The organism is Ensifer sp. NPDC090286, assembly GCF_044769565.1.
GTDB lineage: Bacteria > Pseudomonadota > Alphaproteobacteria > Rhizobiales > Rhizobiaceae > Ensifer.
This window is the reverse complement of sequence record NZ_JBIVYF010000012.1, coordinates 82,689-100,546: the sequence shown is the minus strand read 5'-3', so window position 1 is coordinate 100,546 and position 17,858 is coordinate 82,689. Positions and strand designations below refer to the sequence as shown.

20 protein-coding genes are annotated in these 17,858 nt (G+C 57.7%); 11 read left to right on the top strand and 9 right to left on the bottom strand.

The window, feature by feature from the left end; all coding sequences use genetic code 11:
- The first annotated feature begins 608 nt into the window (after positions 1 to 608).
- Together ACIQUG_RS33945 and ACIQUG_RS33940 are read left to right on the top strand one after the other, a co-directional pair.
- The gene (locus ACIQUG_RS33945) at positions 609 to 2,333 is read left to right on the top strand and encodes a chloride channel protein (RefSeq protein WP_402326790.1); all 1,725 of its coding nucleotides are present in this window, start codon (positions 609 to 611) and stop codon (positions 2,331 to 2,333) included.
- Positions 2,334 to 2,608: 275 nt separating this feature from the next.
- Complete coding sequence (locus tag ACIQUG_RS33940; protein WP_402326787.1) at positions 2,609 to 3,397, top strand: DUF1194 domain-containing protein; 789 nt, start codon at positions 2,609 to 2,611, stop codon at positions 3,395 to 3,397.
- Positions 3,398 to 3,495: 98 nt separating this feature from the next.
- On the opposite strand, the gene ACIQUG_RS33935 is transcribed toward ACIQUG_RS33940, so the two are convergent.
- On the bottom strand, positions 3,496 to 3,882 hold the full coding sequence (locus ACIQUG_RS33935; protein ID WP_402326786.1) for a response regulator: 387 nt from the start codon (positions 3,880 to 3,882) through the stop codon (positions 3,496 to 3,498).
- 494 nt (positions 3,883 to 4,376) lie between these two features.
- Here ACIQUG_RS33935 and ACIQUG_RS33930 point away from each other — a divergent pair, with 494 nt between their 5' ends.
- Genes ACIQUG_RS33930 through ACIQUG_RS33905 form a run of 6 tightly spaced genes read left to right on the top strand, consistent with a single transcriptional unit; the run spans position 4,377 to position 7,263 of the window.
- Positions 4,377 to 4,736, top strand: coding sequence for an ArsR/SmtB family transcription factor (locus ACIQUG_RS33930; RefSeq protein ID WP_402326785.1), 360 nt, complete (start codon positions 4,377 to 4,379; stop codon positions 4,734 to 4,736).
- A 19-nt stretch (positions 4,737 to 4,755) separates the two neighbouring features.
- Positions 4,756 to 5,262 carry an arsenate reductase ArsC gene (locus ACIQUG_RS33925; RefSeq protein WP_402326784.1) on the top strand — a complete coding sequence of 169 codons (507 nt, stop codon included), beginning with the start codon at positions 4,756 to 4,758 and terminating at the stop codon, positions 5,260 to 5,262.
- Positions 5,263 to 5,266: 4 nt separating this feature from the next.
- Complete coding sequence (locus ACIQUG_RS33920) at positions 5,267 to 5,965, top strand: aquaporin (RefSeq protein ID WP_402326783.1); 699 nt, start codon at positions 5,267 to 5,269, stop codon at positions 5,963 to 5,965.
- 2 nt (positions 5,966 to 5,967) lie between these two features.
- Complete coding sequence (gene arsC / locus ACIQUG_RS33915) at positions 5,968 to 6,393, top strand: arsenate reductase (glutaredoxin) (protein ID WP_402326782.1); 426 nt, start codon at positions 5,968 to 5,970, stop codon at positions 6,391 to 6,393.
- Positions 6,368 to 7,093 (top strand): arsenical resistance protein ArsH, encoded by a 726-nt coding sequence (gene arsH, locus ACIQUG_RS33910; protein WP_402326781.1) that lies wholly within the window; start codon positions 6,368 to 6,370, stop codon positions 7,091 to 7,093. The genes arsC and arsH overlap by 26 nt, the downstream gene beginning before the upstream one ends.
- Before the next feature lie 47 nt (positions 7,094 to 7,140).
- Positions 7,141 to 7,263 (top strand): hypothetical protein, encoded by a 123-nt coding sequence (locus tag ACIQUG_RS33905; RefSeq protein WP_402326780.1) that lies wholly within the window; start codon positions 7,141 to 7,143, stop codon positions 7,261 to 7,263.
- Positions 7,264 to 7,340: 77 nt separating this feature from the next.
- Here ACIQUG_RS33905 and ACIQUG_RS33900 read toward each other — a convergent pair whose 3' ends face one another.
- Complete coding sequence (locus ACIQUG_RS33900) at positions 7,341 to 7,892, bottom strand: SH3 domain-containing protein (RefSeq protein WP_402326778.1); 552 nt, start codon at positions 7,890 to 7,892, stop codon at positions 7,341 to 7,343.
- A 178-nt stretch (positions 7,893 to 8,070) separates the two neighbouring features.
- Between ACIQUG_RS33900 and ACIQUG_RS33895 the strand changes: the two genes are divergently transcribed.
- Positions 8,071 to 8,487, top strand: a complete 417-nt coding sequence (locus ACIQUG_RS33895; RefSeq protein WP_402326777.1) for a response regulator — start codon at positions 8,071 to 8,073, stop codon at positions 8,485 to 8,487.
- Between the two features lie 358 nt (positions 8,488 to 8,845).
- Here ACIQUG_RS33895 and ACIQUG_RS33890 read toward each other — a convergent pair whose 3' ends face one another.
- The 3 genes from ACIQUG_RS33890 to ACIQUG_RS33880 form a co-directional block, all read right to left on the bottom strand.
- Positions 8,846 to 9,292 (bottom strand): PTS sugar transporter subunit IIA, encoded by a 447-nt coding sequence (locus ACIQUG_RS33890; RefSeq protein ID WP_402326774.1) that lies wholly within the window; start codon positions 9,290 to 9,292, stop codon positions 8,846 to 8,848.
- Positions 9,293 to 9,531: 239 nt separating this feature from the next.
- Positions 9,532 to 10,890: a chloride channel protein gene (locus ACIQUG_RS33885; RefSeq protein ID WP_402326772.1), complete on the bottom strand. Its 1,359-nt coding sequence runs from the start codon at positions 10,888 to 10,890 to the stop codon at positions 9,532 to 9,534.
- Positions 10,891 to 11,159: 269 nt separating this feature from the next.
- Positions 11,160 to 11,645, bottom strand: a complete 486-nt coding sequence (locus tag ACIQUG_RS33880; protein WP_402326770.1) for a MarR family winged helix-turn-helix transcriptional regulator — start codon at positions 11,643 to 11,645, stop codon at positions 11,160 to 11,162.
- Positions 11,646 to 11,792: 147 nt separating this feature from the next.
- Here ACIQUG_RS33880 and ACIQUG_RS33875 point away from each other — a divergent pair, with 147 nt between their 5' ends.
- Together ACIQUG_RS33875 and ACIQUG_RS33870 are read left to right on the top strand one after the other, a co-directional pair.
- A complete protein-coding gene (locus ACIQUG_RS33875) occupies positions 11,793 to 12,104 on the top strand; it encodes a hypothetical protein (RefSeq protein WP_402326769.1) in 312 nt (103 codons plus the stop codon).
- A complete protein-coding gene (locus ACIQUG_RS33870) occupies positions 12,101 to 12,400 on the top strand; it encodes a DUF6522 family protein (RefSeq protein WP_402326768.1) in 300 nt (99 codons plus the stop codon). The genes ACIQUG_RS33875 and ACIQUG_RS33870 overlap by 4 nt, the downstream gene beginning before the upstream one ends.
- A 91-nt stretch (positions 12,401 to 12,491) precedes the next feature.
- Here the strand turns inward: ACIQUG_RS33870 and ACIQUG_RS33865 are convergent, their stop codons facing one another.
- The 4 genes from ACIQUG_RS33865 to ACIQUG_RS33850 form a co-directional block, all read right to left on the bottom strand.
- Positions 12,492 to 12,905, bottom strand: a complete 414-nt coding sequence (locus tag ACIQUG_RS33865) for a hypothetical protein (RefSeq protein ID WP_402326766.1) — start codon at positions 12,903 to 12,905, stop codon at positions 12,492 to 12,494.
- A 119-nt stretch (positions 12,906 to 13,024) separates the two neighbouring features.
- Positions 13,025 to 14,479: a TrkH family potassium uptake protein gene (locus tag ACIQUG_RS33860; protein WP_402326764.1), complete on the bottom strand. Its 1,455-nt coding sequence runs from the start codon at positions 14,477 to 14,479 to the stop codon at positions 13,025 to 13,027.
- A 78-nt stretch (positions 14,480 to 14,557) separates the two neighbouring features.
- Complete coding sequence (locus ACIQUG_RS33855) at positions 14,558 to 15,793, bottom strand: glycosyltransferase (protein ID WP_402326763.1); 1,236 nt, start codon at positions 15,791 to 15,793, stop codon at positions 14,558 to 14,560.
- An 8-nt stretch (positions 15,794 to 15,801) separates the two neighbouring features.
- Positions 15,802 to 17,706: an ABC transporter ATP-binding protein/permease gene (locus ACIQUG_RS33850; protein WP_402326761.1), complete on the bottom strand. Its 1,905-nt coding sequence runs from the start codon at positions 17,704 to 17,706 to the stop codon at positions 15,802 to 15,804.
- Positions 17,707 to 17,858 lie beyond the last annotated feature (152 nt).

The window sequence follows — 17,858 nt, the reverse complement described above, 5'->3', positions numbered from 1 at the left end:
TGTGCGTGCCGGTGCTTGAGCGGCATCTTAAATAAACCCCTTTTAGTTTGGGAGCCGACCCAGTCAGGAGCGGAAAACATTCCGATTCTGACTGGCAGTCAGTGAAATCGATTTAGTCGGCGGGATCAATGAAGCTTAGCTCGCTCTATGGGACGAGCGGGGTTCACGAGAAGGCCGGCATCTGCTCGGCCAGACCGCCAAAATGATTGTGAGGGAGGCAATCATCCGGGCATTTGTCGGGATTCTGAAATCACCAGCGGTGACCAAACTGGAGCGGGAGTTTGCATTGTCGAGCTCATCAGCCTGGTCCGCAACGATCTGGGTTCCACGCCCCACGCAGGGAGTGCGGTCGATGGCGTTTTCAGGCAAATCACGGCAACGGCAGCATTGGCAGGCTGAACGAGTAAGCACTGAAATTGCTAGACTATGATCTCGCTGGCGCTTGATCATTGAGTTAACCCCAGCTTGCTCATCTGATCACAGGATGATCTCTTTCTGATACGGATGTGAGGGAATGCAGCGATTGGTGGGGATTGCGCGTGCCGCTCGGTAAAAACTGGATCTCGTACATAGTCGGCGCGTCCGATTTTTTACTCACTCCCAGCAGGATGAGGGCGTTCGTCCGCCGTTACGAGTCGGGATTACTCGTGCTGGGTGCCGTGAGCGGTCTAGCCGCTGGGTTGGTCGTCGTCACAATGGGCGTGGTCGCTCAAGGGTTGCACACGTTAATCTTCGGTGTTCCCCTGGGGGAGAGGCTGAGCGGCTTGACGGCGCTCGATGCCCGCATCGCACTGTCGGCGCCTGTTGCAGGCGGCGTCATTCTTGGGGTTCTGATCTTCATCATCGCCCGGTGGCGTATACGGCCAATTGTCGACCCGATTGAAGCCAATGCTCTGCATGGCGGCCGGATGTCCGGGACCGACAGCGTCATCGTCGTGATTCAGAACCTCATCTCAAACGGCTTCGGCGCCTCTGTTGGGCTTGAGGCGGGCTACACACAGTTATCTTCGGCCCTGGCTTCGAAGCTTGGGATCACCGCGAGACTGCGCAGGGGCGATCTGCGGCTTCTGGTTGGGTGTGGCTCTGCAGGCGCGATTGCAGCGGCGTTCAATGCGCCACTGACCGGTTCATTCTACGCTTTCGAGTTGATCATCGGATCCTACAGCATCTCAAGCTTGGCCCCGGTGGTCATCTCGGCATTGACCGCGACGCTAGTCGCCCGCGCGTTCATTTCCAGCGGCTTTATCATTGATGCGGGATCGTTCACGTCAGTGGTATCGGCTGATTATCTGCCGGCGCTGCTGTTGGGTGTTGTTTGTGCCGCAGGTGGCATCCTTCTGATGCGTGGCGTTTCGTTAGTCGAAGAGGCCGCGCGCCGAAGTGCGGTTCCGCCAGTAATGCGACCGGCGTTAGGTGGACTGATCGTCGGTCTTCTGGCCTTGACCACTCCTCAAGTTTTATCTGGCGGACACGGAGCCTTGCATTTGAATCTCGGTCAAGAGGTCAGTATTTCGATCCTCGTGTCATTGTTTCTGCTGAAATCCATTGCCTCGGCGGTCTCTATCGGGGCCGGGTTCCGCGGCGGTCTTTTCTTTGCGTCGCTTTTCCTCGGAGCCCTTCTCGGAAAGATCTACGCGCTCAGTGCCAATCTGTTAGTCTCAAGCAGCGCACTCTCCGAGACAACATATGCCATTATGGGCATGAGCTGCCTCGCGGTGGCGGTGATTGGTGGGCCATTGACGATGACCTTTCTCGCACTGGAGGTAACAGGCGATTTCTCGCTCACTGCGCTGACGCTCGCAGCCGTCATTACGACCTCGGTCATCGTACGGTCGACTTTTGGCTATTCATTCGCCACCTGGCGGTTCCACTTGAGGGGCGAGAGTATTCGAAGTGCCCATGATGTCGGCTGGATCCGCAATTTGACGGTCGATAAACTGATGCGCGTGGACGTGCGGACGGCCAATGTCAAAACAACCGTCGAGGCGTTCAAAACCACCTTTCCTCTTGGTTCGACACAGCGTGTCATTCTCGAGGGGGATCACGGAAAATACGCTGGGCTCGTTATTGTATCCGAACTCCATACCGACCTGACAATCGATCCACAGTGCAGTATCGGTGATCTCGCGCGCCACAAGAACGCATTTCTTCTGCCAAACATGAATGCCAAACAGGCCTCGGCCGTTTTTGACGATGCCGAAAGTGAAGAATTGGCTGTGGTCAACAACAACATCGAGCGCAAGGTGGTCGGGCTTCTGACGGAAAGTCATACGTTACGCCGCTATAGCGAAGAACTTGAGAAGCGGCGGCGCGAAATTTCCGGAGAAATATGAGATCCATAATCGCCGATCTTAACGGCGATCGCCGGCCGTCCTGTGGTCGCGACCTGTACAGTGCAGATCTGGAAGGACGTGCGTCAGAGGCCGCGAAGGGGACGCCTTTAAGACAAGGAGTCCACCTCTTTCTCGGGCTCAACTCATAATAGTTCCAAGTCTTGCGAAGTTCGCGGGCAAGGGCGCTTTTCGATGAGTAGACAGAGCGGTAAGATGATCTTCTGGAGTTGGCCGAAAGGGCGGGTGGTCACGCGTTACTGCAAGGGGGCGAGGTGATGTTCAAAGTCCTCGTATTTATCCTGGCGTTCAGCATACTCCCAGCGCGTGTCTGGGCTGACGAAGACGTCGATGTGGAACTCGTGCTTGCGGTCGACATCTCGGGGTCGATGGACATCGACGAGGCTCGGGTGCAACGTTCCGGCTATCTCAATTCATTGAGGCACCCGGATTTCCTCAACGCGGTGAAAAGCGGTCGGCTGGGTCGCATAGCCATCACTTATTTTGAATGGGCGGGGCGTATAAGCGAGGGTTCCATCATCCCATGGCAGGTGATCGACGATGCCGGGGACGTCCAAGCTTTTACCACCAAGCTACAAGCGCGCCCGATCGGAACACAACGCGCAACGTCCGTTTCGAATGCGATCCTTTTCGGGACTTCGCTCATTGACACAAATACGTTCTCTGGAGAACGACGCATTATCGATATATCGGGCGATGGGCCAAACAACACGGGGCCTCCGGTCATAACGGCCCGCGCGAGCGCGCTCGCCCGCGGCATCACCATCAACGGACTTGCGATTATGGTACGTCCATCTGTCTCGTTTGGCCCTCTCGACCGGTATTTCGGTGATTGCGTGATCGGAGGCCCTGGCTCCTTCGTCCTGAGCGTGCACGAGGCAGAAGACTTTGCCGTCGCCATCCGTCAGAAGCTTATCTTAGAAGTGAGCGGTCGCTCACCGCCGGCACATCTTCGTCTGGCAAACGAAGTTCGTACAGATTGCTTCATGGGTGAGAAGCTTTACCCCGGTTTCCTGGATCGAACCTATCCCGAATTGGGTCGGTAGGCGCGTTCGTGTACTCCGAACAACTGAGTTGGGCGCTATAAAGGACAGAATTTGTACCCGGAGCTAGCACCTGTTCGCCTGCAATGGCCAGTTGGGCGTTACTTGGCGCTGACTGGCCTGTCATTAAGCAATTGAGCAACCGCTGTCACCAATTGCGCCATCGCGAAAGGCTTCTCGAGCATGATGCTGTTCGGGACACCCCTTGATGCCCAATCGGGGCCGCTGTCGCCGCTCACATAGACGATAGGCATCTCGGGATCCATCTCCCGGGCGACACGGGCAATCTCCCAACCGTCCGGGTAATCCTTCAAACGGATGTCAGTGACGATCGCCTGTATGAATATTTCTGTGTCGGTCAAGATCTCCAAAGCCCTCTTGCCGCTCGTAACAGCCAGAACACTGAAACCAGCGTCATTGAGCGTCTGTTCGAAATCGAGCAGTAGCAACGCTTCATCCTCGGCCAGCAATATTGTGATTGCTTCCACGGCACCCTCGACTGTGGCAGCCACTGGCGTTGTAAACGCGGCCACCGGCAAATAGTTCCCAGCCGTACTTTTGACGCTCGACGCCGAGCCCTGCCACCGGTTGTAAACGTCAAGTGCTGATCCTCATCGAGACGACTTCTCAGAACGGCAAGTGGCTTCGGCTGAGGCGCCATTCTCAAACCTGAGTGCCCATCGAGCAAGAATACCTTGCCTGCGACGGCATAAATACCAGCCTTGCGCGCGTTAAGCGGTTGTTGGTCATCGCGAAACTCGACCTCAATCTATAAGAGACGCGCCACTGCGTGAAGCAGGTCGGCCACGATCTTGGCGGGCGCGATGTCCTCGAATGCAGGGTGCCCGGGCCCGGTAGCAACGTACGCGTGGTAGCGCGCATGGATGGGCTAAGCGCTATGACCGTAGTTCCACGACACTTTCGCGCTTAATATGACGCCTGCTGTCACAGATCTGTCATTTACATCCATTATTCTGGATATATGGATGATCATCAGACGATCGCGGCGCTCGCCGCCCTTGCCCAACCGACGCGCCTACGCACGTTCCGCCTGCTGGTCGAGCGCGAACCCGATGGTGTGCCGGCGGGTGAACTGGCCAGGCTCGTCGATGTGCCGCAGAACACGATGTCGGCGCATCTTTCGACGCTGTCGCAAGCCGGGCTGGTTCTTGGCGAGCGGCAAAGCCGTTCGATCATCTACCATGTCGACCTCGATCGGTTCCGCGCCGTCATTCTCTACCTCCTGCGGGACTGCTGCGGCGGCAACGCCACGCTCTGCGCACCATTGATTTCCGACCTGATCCCCTGCTGCGCTCCCGGGGAGGAGACACAGGCCTGTTGAGCCAAACTGGAGAACGCGCATGAGCGACAAGATTTACAATGTCCTTTTTCTGTGCACGGGCAACTCCGCCCGCTCGATCATTGCCGAAGCCATCCTCAACCGGCTCGGCACGGGCAAGTTCAAGGCCTATTCGGCAGGCTCGCAGCCGAAGGGGGAGGTGCATCCGTTCGCTCTGCAGCTCCTTAAAGGGCTGAACTACGACACGTCCTTTGCCCGCTCGAAGGCCTGGGACGAGTTCGCCGCACCCGGTGCACCGCAAATGGATTTCGTCTTCACGGTCTGTGATAACGCTGCCGCCGAAGCCTGTCCGGTCTGGCCGGGCCAGCCGATGACGGCGCATTGGGGCGTGCCCGATCCGGCGGCCGAAGGCAGCGAGGCTGAACGACATTTCGCTTTCGCCGAGGCCTACCGTATGCTCAACAATCGCATCTCGATCTTCGTCAGCCTGCCGATGCCGAGCCTCGACAAGCTCGCCCTGCAGAAACGGCTCGACGAGATCGGCCGCAACATCCCGAAGGCCGGCTGAAGCAATGACGTTCGATCTCAAACGCCGCCTTGCCGCCGAGGTCCTCGGCACGGCCATCCTGGTCGCCACTGTCGTCGGCTCCGGGATCATGGCCGACCATCTTTCTGACGACGCCGCGGTCTCGCTGCTCGGCAACACCATACCGACGGGCGCAATCCTCGTCGTGCTGATCAGCATCCTCGGCCCAATTTCCGGCGCGCACTTCAATCCTGCTGTCACCATGGTGTTTGCGGCCCGGCGCCAGATCGCGCCATCCGCTGCAGCGTTCTTTGTTGCCGCGCAGGTCGCCGGCGGTGTCGTCGGGACGGTGATCGCCCATGCGATGTTCGACCTACCCCTGTTCCAGGTGTCGGAAACCATCCGCACAGGCACGGGTCAGTGGATCGCCGAGGCGGTCGCCACGTTCGGGCTCGTCCTGACGATCCTGGCGGCACTGCGTTTCCGTAGTGACGCGATACCGTGGCTCGTTGGCCTCTACATCACCGCGGCCTATTGGTTCACGGCCTCGACGTCGTTCGCAAATCCTGCGGTGGCCATTGCCCGCGCCTTCTCCAACACATTTTCGGGCATCCGTCCGACGGATGTGCCGGCCTTTATCGTCGCCGAGGTCCTCGGCGCGCTGGTCGCCATGGTCATCGTTGGCTGGATGCTCACCGACCGAAACATCCTAACGTCGGCAATAGTTGCCGAAGGAGCCGAATGACAATGGACGTCACCATCTACCATAACCCCGCCTGCGGAACGTCGCGCAACACCCTCGCGCTCATCCGCCACGCCGGCATTGAGCCGACCGTCGTCGAATATCTGAAGACACCGCCGAGCCGGAACGAGCTTGCGCAAATGATCCGTGACGCCGGACTTTCCGTTCGCCAGGCGATCCGTGAAAAGGGCACCCCCTATCTGGAGCTCGGTCTCGACGACGCCGCCCTCTCGGACGACCAGCTCCTGACGGCGATGCTTGAGCATCCGATTCTCATCAACCGGCCGTTCGTCGTCACGCCGATGGGCGCGCGGCTGGCCCGGCCATCAGAGGCCGTCCTCGACATCCTGCCGGCCGACATCTTCAAGAGCGCCTTCGTCAAGGAAGACGGCGAGAACGTTTTCGATGAGGAGGGGCGCCGCATTGTCTGATCTTCCCGCCGCCGACCTGCGCCACCTTCGCAAACCCGAGATCGGTGTACTGCGCCCGCCATTCTCGACCCATGCCCCACGCATCCTCATCCTCTACGGGTCGGTGCGCCAAGTGTCCTATTCCCGGCTTTTGGCCGAGGAGGCCGGGTGCCTGCTGGAACACTTCGGCGCCGAGGTGCGCTTCTTCGATCCTTCGGGACTGCCGCTGCCGGACGATGCTCCTATCAGCCACCCGAAGGTCCAGGAGCTCAGGGAACTCTCGACCTGGTCCGAAGGCCAGGTCTGGGTGAGCCCGGAGCACCACGGCGCGATCACCGGGATCATGAAGGCGCAAATCGACTGGATCCCGCTGTCGATCGGGTCGATCCGTCCGACCCAAGGCAAGACCCTCGCCGTCTGCCAAGTGTCGGGTGGCTCGCAGTCGTTCAATGCCGTCAACGCGCTACGTCTGCTCGGACGCTGGATGCGCATGATCACCATCCCCAACCAGTCGTCGGTCGCCAAGGCTTACCAGGAGTTCGACGCCGACGGCCGCATGAAGCCGTCCTCCTACTACGACCGCGTGGTCGACGTCTGCGAGGAACTGGTGAAGTTCACGCTTCTGACGCGCGACGCGTCGACCTATCTCGTCGACCGGTACAGCGAACGCAAGGAAGACGCGGAGAAACTGGAGCAGCGGGTCAGGCTCAAGTCGATCTGACCACATATCTGCCGTAAGCACCGATAATTGCCGATGAGAGCGAGGAAATGCAGAAGCAAAAGATCAACTGGACCAAACCCTGGTGGAAGCCGGTCCTGATCGGCGCTTGTGTCGTGATCGGGCTGGTGCAGGTGATCGGCAGCATTGTTGTGTATTTCGTGTATCGATAAGTTTGACCGACGCGGTCATCCCCACAACTGTAGCCGTGCCACCCGAATTGGTGTGTTCTGCGATCAAGTCGGCCCCGTCAGTCTATTGTCTCCTGAGGGTATACGCCCCAAAGAGAAGACTTTTGGATGTAGCCGGCGACCCCGCCCCTCTGCGTAAAGACGCGACACCATGCGCGTGAACAGGTTAAGACTTGAACCCGTACGCGTGGCTCTAGTTTCGCGGTCACCGACGCACCCTTGCGCGGTCGTCCTCGAAGAGGCTCCATGCTTTGGAGCCATGGTCCGACCATCGCCGTGCGCGTGCTTGAGAGGAGTGATCGATGCATCCAGCCGGTGATGCCATCACAATCCCTAACCTGGCGCCAGTGTCCATATTCTTCGATGATTTCCAGCGGCAAACCCGGTGCCTGGTACAGCCACTCAATTGCATATTCGAAGGCTGGACCTATGCGCATACGTGCGCGATCCGCTTTCAGCGACACAAATCTTGGAACCGGGAGTCCGCTCTCTCGCCCCTTTCTCGTCCAGTTGGAAGCCGCGTCAGAGGGTTTGGCATTGGAGATACTAAGCGTTGGGGCGCTGACAAGCAGGATCAGGAAACTCAGTGACAGCAACTTGCTAACGGCCATTTTCACATATTCTCAAAATACAACCTTACATATATCATGCTGTGATATTTATTGATGATTCGAGATTATGTCCAACGGCAAGCCGCTAAGTGAACGCGCGGCTCGCCCGGTTTGCCAGAATGCACGTCGGCCGCTCTTGCCTGACAGCGAAGCGTTCGGCCATTCGCAGGGGGCTCTAATGTTTCAGCGTATCTTGATAGTAGAGGATGATCCATTGATCGCGATGGAACTCGAATCCATCGCAAATCAGCTTGGCTATTGTGTAGCGGGGATAGCGCGAAGCTTCGAGAGCGCCAGAATTTTCGCACCCCGGGCCGACATCGCATTGGTAGATGTCAATCTTGCCGATGGCGCCACAGGACCCCGAGTAGCGCAATATCTAAGCGAGGAGTTCGCCGTTTCAGTCGTTATGGTCACTGGAAATCCAGAAGCACTAGGCGATGCCTTATCAGGGCCCATTGGGGTGGTCTCAAAACCGGCGAAGCCAGCAACGATAGAAGCCCTGCTCGGCTTCGTAATTGCATTGAGGAACAACACGCCGATCGCCCCTCCCCCTGAATTAAGACTGTTTTCGCGCTCCGCGAGGGACTGTTGAAACCTGAGATGTCGGCCGTTTGACGAGATTTTATTCTTGAAAAACGGCCTCAGGAACTAAAGAGCAGATATCAAGCGGGCACTGCTGCTGCATAGGAAAAGCGGCCCGTCGTCAGAAGCGACGGGCCAGTATCCGGAAATCTCTAAATTTTCATGCGTAAAAATATGATGTTGTCGGAATAATTTTTTGTGCACGGCCATATAATAGCCACAAAATTGCCGCGATGCCCAGCCGAACCCCTATTTTTCACGGGATTGTGAAGGCCAAGGCGCCCACGGTCTGCAAGGCTCCATGAAATCTGCGGGTTCATTTGGTTGGTCTGGCCATCTCCGCGAGCCGACGAGAGACCACTGTAGGTTCAAGGATCAACCAAAATACGATCTGTGACTGTCTCAGGCGGCTGCAGAACGATCATCGCTTCGGTCTTGGTGTTGGCGTTGCGCAGTCCCTTCAACACGCGGTCGGATCTGAACAGCCGGCAAAACCCCGAAAGGACAGGTAAAAACTCGTCCTGTCGATCAAGGGGCCATAGAACTGCAAGCAAAATGTCGACGGGTAGTTCATCCGGCGCATCGAATTCAACACCTTGCCGCAACGTCATCAGCAGCTTTGCAGGATCGCGCAGCTTCGGAATGAGGGCGTGCGGCAAGGCGAAACCTCCGCCAAAACCAGTGGACCCCAGCGCCTCTCGCTCCAGGAGCGGCTCGAATATGGCGCGCATTTCGACGCCGGTTCGTTCCGAAATATTCGACGCGATCGCTTGAAAGACGGAACGCTTGTCGTGACATGGCTCCTTGACGATCAACTCCCGTTCCCAGTGAAACTCATGACTATGCATACTTTCCCCCAATCCGACCACCACGGAGCACTCTCTTTTGCCACTGCTCCTCTGGGCCACGGCCTGAAATTCGGTGCGAACAGCTCCTTTACGCAGGATTGCATCTCGATGAGACCAGTGTTGGCGACAATCGACCGGGAGACAAGGTCGCAGGAGCGAGCACACGATCACTTCCCTTCACGATTGCTGCACACTTGTCGCGCCTTTCAGATCGCGTGTGTTGTCGAATCTGTCGATTTCTCCGTTGCACGCCGGGCTCTGATCGCCGCCGCGATAAACACCCGCGAAAGGCCGTGGTATAGCGGATCGCGCGACAGCAACCGCGAGGTCAGGTAGCCAAGCATCGAAACCGCCATGATCGGAACGACCGCCTGGTGTGCGCCGGTCATCTCGAGAATGATGACGAACGCCGTCATTGGGGCTTGCACCACGCCGGCGAAGTAGCCGGCCATTCCTAGTATTGCCGCAAGCGTAATACTTGAACCCAAAGCGGATCCAATCGTGCTCCCAAGCCCTGCACCAACAGCAAGCGACGGGGCAAATATGCCTCCAGGGATCGCGGACATCATCGACAGAAAACTCGCCGCGAGCTTTTGTGCAAAAAACATCGGTGGAACCGCATTGCCTTCAACCGCGTGCCGTGCTTGCTCGTACCCCGTACCGAAGGTCATCCCGCCTGAGGATATGCCGATCGCCGCAACCGCGAGGCCGCAAATACCGGCCAACAGGACCATGCGCTTTAGCGGCGCCGGGTGGGCCCACCGACGTACGCGTTGGCCAGCGTACAGCGCGCAGCCGCTAAAACCGGCACCTAGTGCCCCTCCGCCAATACCGCACAGAAGAACGAGCCCCCAATCGCGCAATTGCGTGGGGGCAGCAGTCGCGATTCCGAAGTAACTGTAACTGCCGGAAAGGCCCAAGGCTGCAAGGCCCGACAGGATCACGGCTGTTAGCACCACTCCGTTGGCACGAGATTCATAAGTCCGGCTCATCTCTTCGATAGCGAACACAATACCCGCAAGAGGCGTGTTAAAGGCGGCCGCGATACCCGCTGCGGAGCCGGCCAGGATAAGACCGCGTGCTTGCTGCATATCGCCAAGACGCGCAACGGTAAGCATGATGGACGCCCCGACCTGCACTGTCGGTCCCTCGCGCCCGATGGACGCCCCTGAAAAGAGCCCAAGCACTGTCAGGGCGATTTTGCCAAAGGCGATTTTCAGGGAAAGAAGGCGCGGGCGGTCCCCTTCTGGCAGGTGCCGCGCGGCAATAGCCTGGGGGATCCCGCTGCCTTGTGAGTTGGGAAAGAGCTTGATCGCCAGGTAGGCCGACAGCATGAAGCCGGCTGGCGTTAACGCGATTGGTAAAAGAAACCCCCACCGCCCAGTTGATGACAAGCTCACGAATGCGCCTTGGGCGAGATCAGCGAGTTCGGCAAATCCGACGCTGACCACGCCGATTGCCAAGGCACCCAGCCAAAAAACCAACCTGGTTCGCCAAAGACGCCTGGATCCAAGAAGGACACGGGAACGACGCATGATCTTCGATTTTCGGCCGGAGACGGGCATGTCGTTCCTTTCTGCGCATCAGGCGGATGCAGGACATCGCGAACGCCCAGCCCTCCGCATGAGGTCATCTCGTCCCAGCATTTTCGCAACCCAATCGTGCCGCCAACCATTGGCGGATCGCTGCGACTAAAGCGACAACCTTCCCAAGCCTTGTGCCAATGAAGGCACGCCAATGCAAGGAAGAAGTCTGTTTCTCCGTGGAACGGTTGTGCGGACGCATCCGCATGATCGCTCGGGCAACTAATCGGCGATCAAATACGATCCTGAGCTCACGCTTCGGTGCCACCGGTCGTGTGCGCCAGATCGCGCAACCGTGCGAGCGATTCGACCAGCAAAGGTTCGTTTTCCAACATGGCGCCCAAGTGCTTCCTGGCGAGTCCTTCCAGCACCTGCTCGCCTCTGGGCGTCAGGCAAACGAGAACACTGCGCCTGTCGTCGACCGAGGGGGTTCGAACAGCAAGCCCCGCAATTTCAAGACGATCAACAAGTTGTACAGCGCCGTTGTGCTGTATCAGCAACTCGTCAGCGATTTCGCGAACCCGGATCCCGCGCTGCCTTGAGACCTTGATAACCAGCAGAGCTTGATACTGTTGCGTTGTTACCCCGACGGCCGCGAGCGCCGTCTCGCTGAAGGAGAGAAAGCGGCGCATCGCCAATCTGATGCCGGCAAGTCCTTCGAATACGCCCGGGTCGAGCGTTTCATCATCGCTGTTGCCGGTTTTCACAGCTGATCGGACACGAGTAGCGGAAGGCATCCAATAGATCCTTTATTTATATCATACTATGATATATAGATTGTAGAACTCCAGGGAGGAGGAGATTCGCGATGCGAGGGCATCGGTCAATAAGCTGCCCCGCTCGCGAATCGTATTGCTTAATCATGTCACGGCGAGGGCGTACAATTGGACGACCTGGACACGTTCATCGAAGGCTCCATTGAACTTCCACGAGACGTCAGATTCTATGGCGCGATTACAGGAAATTGGATAGTGCCGTCGGGCCATAGGCTCGAGCTTTTCGGCACGGTCGGCCGCAATCTGGTCGTCGAGGAAGGCGCAACTGCAATTGTCTATGGCATCGTACACGGCACCCTGGTCAACAACGGTGGCACGGTACTCGTTGAGGGCGGCTCGGTGCCGCGAGTTGAGAACCGGCATAATGTGGAGGCACCGGGTAGTGACGTCTCGCGGACGAGTTGGAAGGTCAGGTCGTGACAGGCAAAAAAGGCCGTCGGCTCTGCACACCTTCCCCCGATAATCTCGTCGTAAAGATAGAGTATATCGCAGACCAGTTCGGTCTCACGGTCGACGAATTCGATCGCTATCGTCATCTCGGCCTGATTTCCACATGCGTCGAACTCGGGCTGAACGAGGAGGCCGGTTTGAACCACGTCAAATGCCACCTGGGAAACCGCGTCTGGGAAGCCGTCGTCGATCATGAAGGGACAATCGTCTATGAGGCCACCCGATATCTGCGCGGAAAGCTTGCCAGTCGCGACAAAATCACCTGAACCCGCATAGACAGCCTTCCACCCTCTTGGCAGACGCGCAAAAGAAAGCGACGCCGCCAAATCACTCCCGGGTCTCGCGCCGTCGCTACAGTCAACTGCTGGTCCGCACCTCACCTTTCAGGGGCAATTCCTTCAGATCCATCAGCGCATCGGCGCATGCATCCACGGCCTTTGGAACCGGTTCTGACAAACCGGCCACTGTCGCCCATCCTCCGTTCGCAATAAAATCGTCTTGCTCCCAGACGGACTTAGACTTGAGTTCCTTCAAATTCTCGTCAGCATTGGCCGCTGAAACGAATTTGTGAACACAGATTTCGGATATGAGTTCTGCGCGGGCCTTTCTGACAGCCTGCTCCGCCAACACCTCTGACCCTCCCGGGGTGGTCCACCCTCCCACTGTGAAGCCAACGACCATGGTAAGTAACGAGGAACTTACGGTCGACCAGATCCACAGCTTTTTCGAAGGGTGATAGGTAGACCAGCCACCATCTTTCGCTTCGGGCATCACATTCTCCTCCATCACTATTTACATCATACCATGATATAAATATCGGGCAAAGAATGGGTCGCGTTGGCGGCGCCGGTGAAGTTCTATCGGCCTTGCGCTTCTGCGAACTTTGCGCTTCAACTCTTCCAGAAGAACGGGGACATGACGACCAGCACTGTCATCACTTCGAGCCGTCCCATGATCATCAAAACGGACAAAACGGCCAACGCCGGGTCCGACAGCGTCGAAAAATTCCCCGCCGGTCCGATCACGGGGCCAACCCCTGGGCCTACATTGGACAGCGCAGTGATGACTGCTGAGGCCGAAGTCATCAAATCGTAGCCGAGCGCTGCGATCGCCAGAGAGCCCGCGGCCCAAAGGGCCAGGAAAACCGCAAAAAACAGAAAAACCGCGCGTTGCAGCTCGGCATCAACTGCCGCGCCTCCATAGCGGACGGTCGTGACACTGTTTGGATAAAGGATCTGCGTGATCAAAGGCCTGACTGCACCGGCAATGATCACAAAGCGGTACGCCTTAATGCCGCCGGCGGTGGAACCGGAGCATCCACCAACGAAGGTCGCAAAGAACGCCAACACCACAGCGAAACTCCCCCACGTCGTATAGTCCTGGCTGGCGTACCCCGACGTCGAAAGGATGGAAGCAAGATTGAAGAAGGAATGGGACAGTGCAGTTCCGAAGGCCACTCCGTTCGCAACGCGATGGTAAGCCGCAAGCGCAACGGCTGTGACCACAAGATAAGCGATGAAGACAAATATCTGCGGGTCTTTCAACGCAGACGTGCTGCGCTTCACGGCAAAAAGGATGAGCACCGAGAACGGCAGGCTGCACAGGGTCATGAAGAAGGTGGAGGCCCACAGCAATCCAAGGCTATCGTAATAACCAAACGAGGCATCGTGTGTCGAAAACCCGCCGGTGGCGACCGTCGTCATGGCATGGTTAAGCGCATCGAACTGCGTCATGCCGAAGAGATGATAGGCAACAGCGCACGTCAACGTGATCACAACGTAGATGACGACAAACGCCCTCATGAAAGTGGCAATCCGAGCGAACACCTTTTCGCTGGTGTCAGAAGATTCCATGCGAAGGAACGATATTCCGCCAACGCGCAGAAACGGCATGACGAACAGGCCGAGCGCGACTATGCCGATGCCGCCGAACCACTGGAGCATGGAGCGCCAAAGAAGGAGACCTGGCGCCTTATGGTCCAAACCGACGATGACCGTCGAGCCGGTCGTCGTGACAGCTGACACAGATTCGAAAATGGCTTGCGTGATGTTCAAGTCGCTCGATGCGAGCCAGATCGGCACGGCCCCGACTATCGAAAACACCAGCCAGAGCAGGTTTACGAGAAGAAAGCCCATCTTCCGGCTGAGCTGAGGCGGCGCATCCCGGGTGGCGAAGGCGGCTGCGGCAAAGAAGCCGCCGCAGAAAAAACTGGAGCGCGCAAAGAGAACCCAATCATCGTCGCCACTATAGAAGTCCGCAAAAGCCGGCACCAACATTGCGCAGGATAAATAAAACCCGAATATGGAAGCAATATGGATCGCTGATCTATAGTTTTGCGGCGACATGGCTACCCTTCGACATACGGCAATGCATCTCAATTCCATTCGGAACGCTTTTTGCGCGGCCGCGTCTTCGTTGTCAGGTTAAGGAGCCCAACCCAGCCGGTCAACGATATGCGCAGCACAATCGACCCCGTTCTCATCGCGTATTTGCGAACCCAATTGCCTGGCCCTTGCTCGAACAGCCGGGTCATCCATTGCGCGTAGCGCGGCTGCGATGCTGTCGACAGAAAGGCGTGCAAGCTTCAGTGGGGGCGGACCGACGCCCAGTGATTGAATGCGGTTCGCCCAAAAGGGTTGATCCCCAAAAAACGGGCAGATCAAGGTGGGTTTGCCCGCCCGCAGGGCCGCCGCCGTTGTACCTGCGCCGCCGTGATGGAAGGTCGCATCAACCCGTTCGAATAAATGATGATGCGGCGCGTCCGAAAGTGTGAACACGCGAGATGACGACGGACCTGGAGCAAGCGCACCTCCGGCTGTGGAAAGCAGCACACGCTTGTCCAGGCGCGCGACAGCTTTGACAACCATGCCTGTAAGCCTGGCCGGGTCAACGCCGGGCATGCTTCCAAACCCGACATAAACAGGAGGTGCGCCGCCGGCAAGAAACGCCTCGAGTTCAGTCGGAGCTTTCCAGCCGGGCTCTTCCAGCCACCAAGGCCCGGTCACGTGTACGTTGCGGCCCCAGTCTCTTGGAATTGGCACCAGATGGCGACTGTAGGCATAAAGAACGGACGCGGGCTTATGCGAGCGAAGCGGTTTTTCGCGCAGACCCAAGGTCTTTCTGCGCCATCTTGCGATCGACTTGGGGAACAAGTGCGTGGACAGCCATCTCGTGATTTCATGGCTCAGCCGGTTGAATGGCCCAAGCGATCGAACCGGAAACATCGGAGATGGAAACTCCGAGGTGGGGGTGAGGATCGGAAGAGGCGACGCCAATATCGATCGGCATCCGATACGCTCTGCCATGTGAGGCGAAGCAATCGACTTCGGATGAAAAATGATCAAATCGGGCCAGAAGTCATGAGCGGCTTGCCATTCGTCCTTCAGAAGATCGTCGACGAAGCCGCGCACGTGTTTCAGCAACATGAAACTCGCCATTATACCGCCACCGACGGCTCGACGGCCCGCCGTGGTATCGAGAAGATCGAGCATGTCGTTGGGAAGCGGCTGATATTTCACCCGATGCCGGAAGGCCAAGTAAGCGTAGCGCCTTGGACCGACAAGTTGGACTTCATGCCCTCCCGACAACAGCCGCTTTGCCAGGGCCAGATAGGGTTGGACGTCGCCGCGCGTTCCATAGACGTGAATGCTGATGCGCACGTTCCCCCCTAGTCCGCTGGCAGGTCTACTTTAGGATGCAGACTTGCGTTCTCTCTCCTGGTGTCGGGCCGGATCTCAATCTTTCTGTCTACGACGGCAAGAACTTTTTCGTAGAACTCCTCGCCGGTTGCGGCTTTCGGAGGAACCGGGTCATGCATGACGCTGACGACCGTCACGCCAGCGCAGTTGTCCCTGATCGCCTGGTGGAACACGATTTTCCCGGCAGCATCGAGGGCACTTGTCGCCTCGTCGAGAAAGATCAGCCCTGGACGCTGAAGGAGAATTCGTGCCAGCACCAGCTTTTGCTTTTCTCCACCGGAAAGCAGGCGGTTCCAGGGGCGGTTATCTCTTCCATGCCCCGCTAAGTCGTCAACAAGGACGGACAGGCCCGCTTTGACAAGTGCCATGGCGGCTTCGCGATCCGAAAAGGAGTCCACATCGTCCGGGAGTGCGACAAGTGCCTTCAAGGAGACCGGGGGCAGATGCACCTCCTGTGACGCGTAGAATGTGCGAACGTTTCGAGGCAGCATGATCGTCCCAGAACCATACGGCCAGAGCCGGTTCAAAGCTTTGAGCAGCGACGACTTTCCGCTCCCTGGCTCTCCAACAAGGAGGCTCCATTCGCCGAACCTGAAATGGAGGTCTCGCGTTTTCAGGAAGGGGCGGTCTTCTCCCGCGTGCGTGAGCATCAGGTTCTCAACGGTCAAGCCCAAGCGCGCGTCCTGCACCCCATAGTGCAGGTCGGACCGTCCAGAGCGGGCGTGGAAATTTCCTGGTTCCCGTGCATCCTCAATCGCGCAAGCCAGGTCGGTTATGCGACGCGCATTGGCGCGAAGCCTCGATATATCCGGCATGACGTGGATAAACCAGGAGCAATCATTGATGATCGCGTTGGCAAGCTCAGCTCCCGTCACATACGCGCGAAGGCCGATCTTGCTTTCCGCGTAGGGAAGCAGCCCGGGGGCATAAGCGACGATGCGCGAGCCGAAAAAATTGTAAACGAGTTCGAACCCCATATAGACCGTTGTCAGTATGTTCAGGCTGGCCCAGGTGCGGTCGACGTCTCGATAGCGTTCGCGATGGAGGCTACGCTGCGTCCGTTCACCGTTAGCAGCGGCAACGTCGAAACTGTGATGAAGCAGTGTCGTCAGTTCGCGCCTGTAGCTCCCTTCCGCCCATTGCATCATGACGTCCAATTTTTGCTGTATCGCTCCCAGTTTTGTTGCCGCCCAGGTGCTGATTGGGACGTAGACGATAACTGCCGCCACTGTCAGGCACCCGCTTGCGTAGCTGCCGAGAAACTCCAGCCCGCTCACTTCGGTTGACGTCTCGATGATCTTGCCGCCGACAAAGACAACCGAAAGGATGACGCTCGCAATGCCCATCGCGAGACCGATGGCGCCGCCAGTCATACCCTTGATCGATTCCTGGACGCGCTGATCAATGTTGTCTGGAACCGCTCCTTGCGTCGGAACGGCCTCAGGGGCGCCATGCTGGATGTGGAAGTGTGTGTGGTTGCTGTCCAGCAGAGCGTCATTGAAGCGTTGGTCGAGCCAGGCGCGCCACTTTCTGTGAAGACTGGTTGAGAAAAAATGCCTGACTGCGGTAAAGCCGACTTCCTTGACCGTAGCGATCATGGCCAGAGTGGCGGCACTTTCGAGCAGAGATTGAAGCGTTGTCGGGTTTTGCGGGTGATGCAGAAAAGCAATTGCACCGACAAGTTCACCTGAGGCCGTGGCGAACCAGACGCTTGCCTTGGCCGACAACGCCGTCAGCACAAAGATAACTGCCGCCAACGCCCAAGCTTCTCGCCATCGATCGGAAAGCCAATAGGCAAGCATGAGACCCCAGAAGCTGCGCATCCTTGAAACGGACGTGGGTTGCGATTGCTTCTTCGAACGCGGCTTTGCCAACAATAGGCTTCTCCTCCCGAGCTTACGCTCCTTCAGACTATCGAGGCGTTTTAGTCTAATTCGCTTGGAGCCGCGAAGACAACGTCTTTCCGGTCAATCCTGCACACGAAATGCTCATAAATGCTGACAGATTCCGATAACCGGCTTGGCGC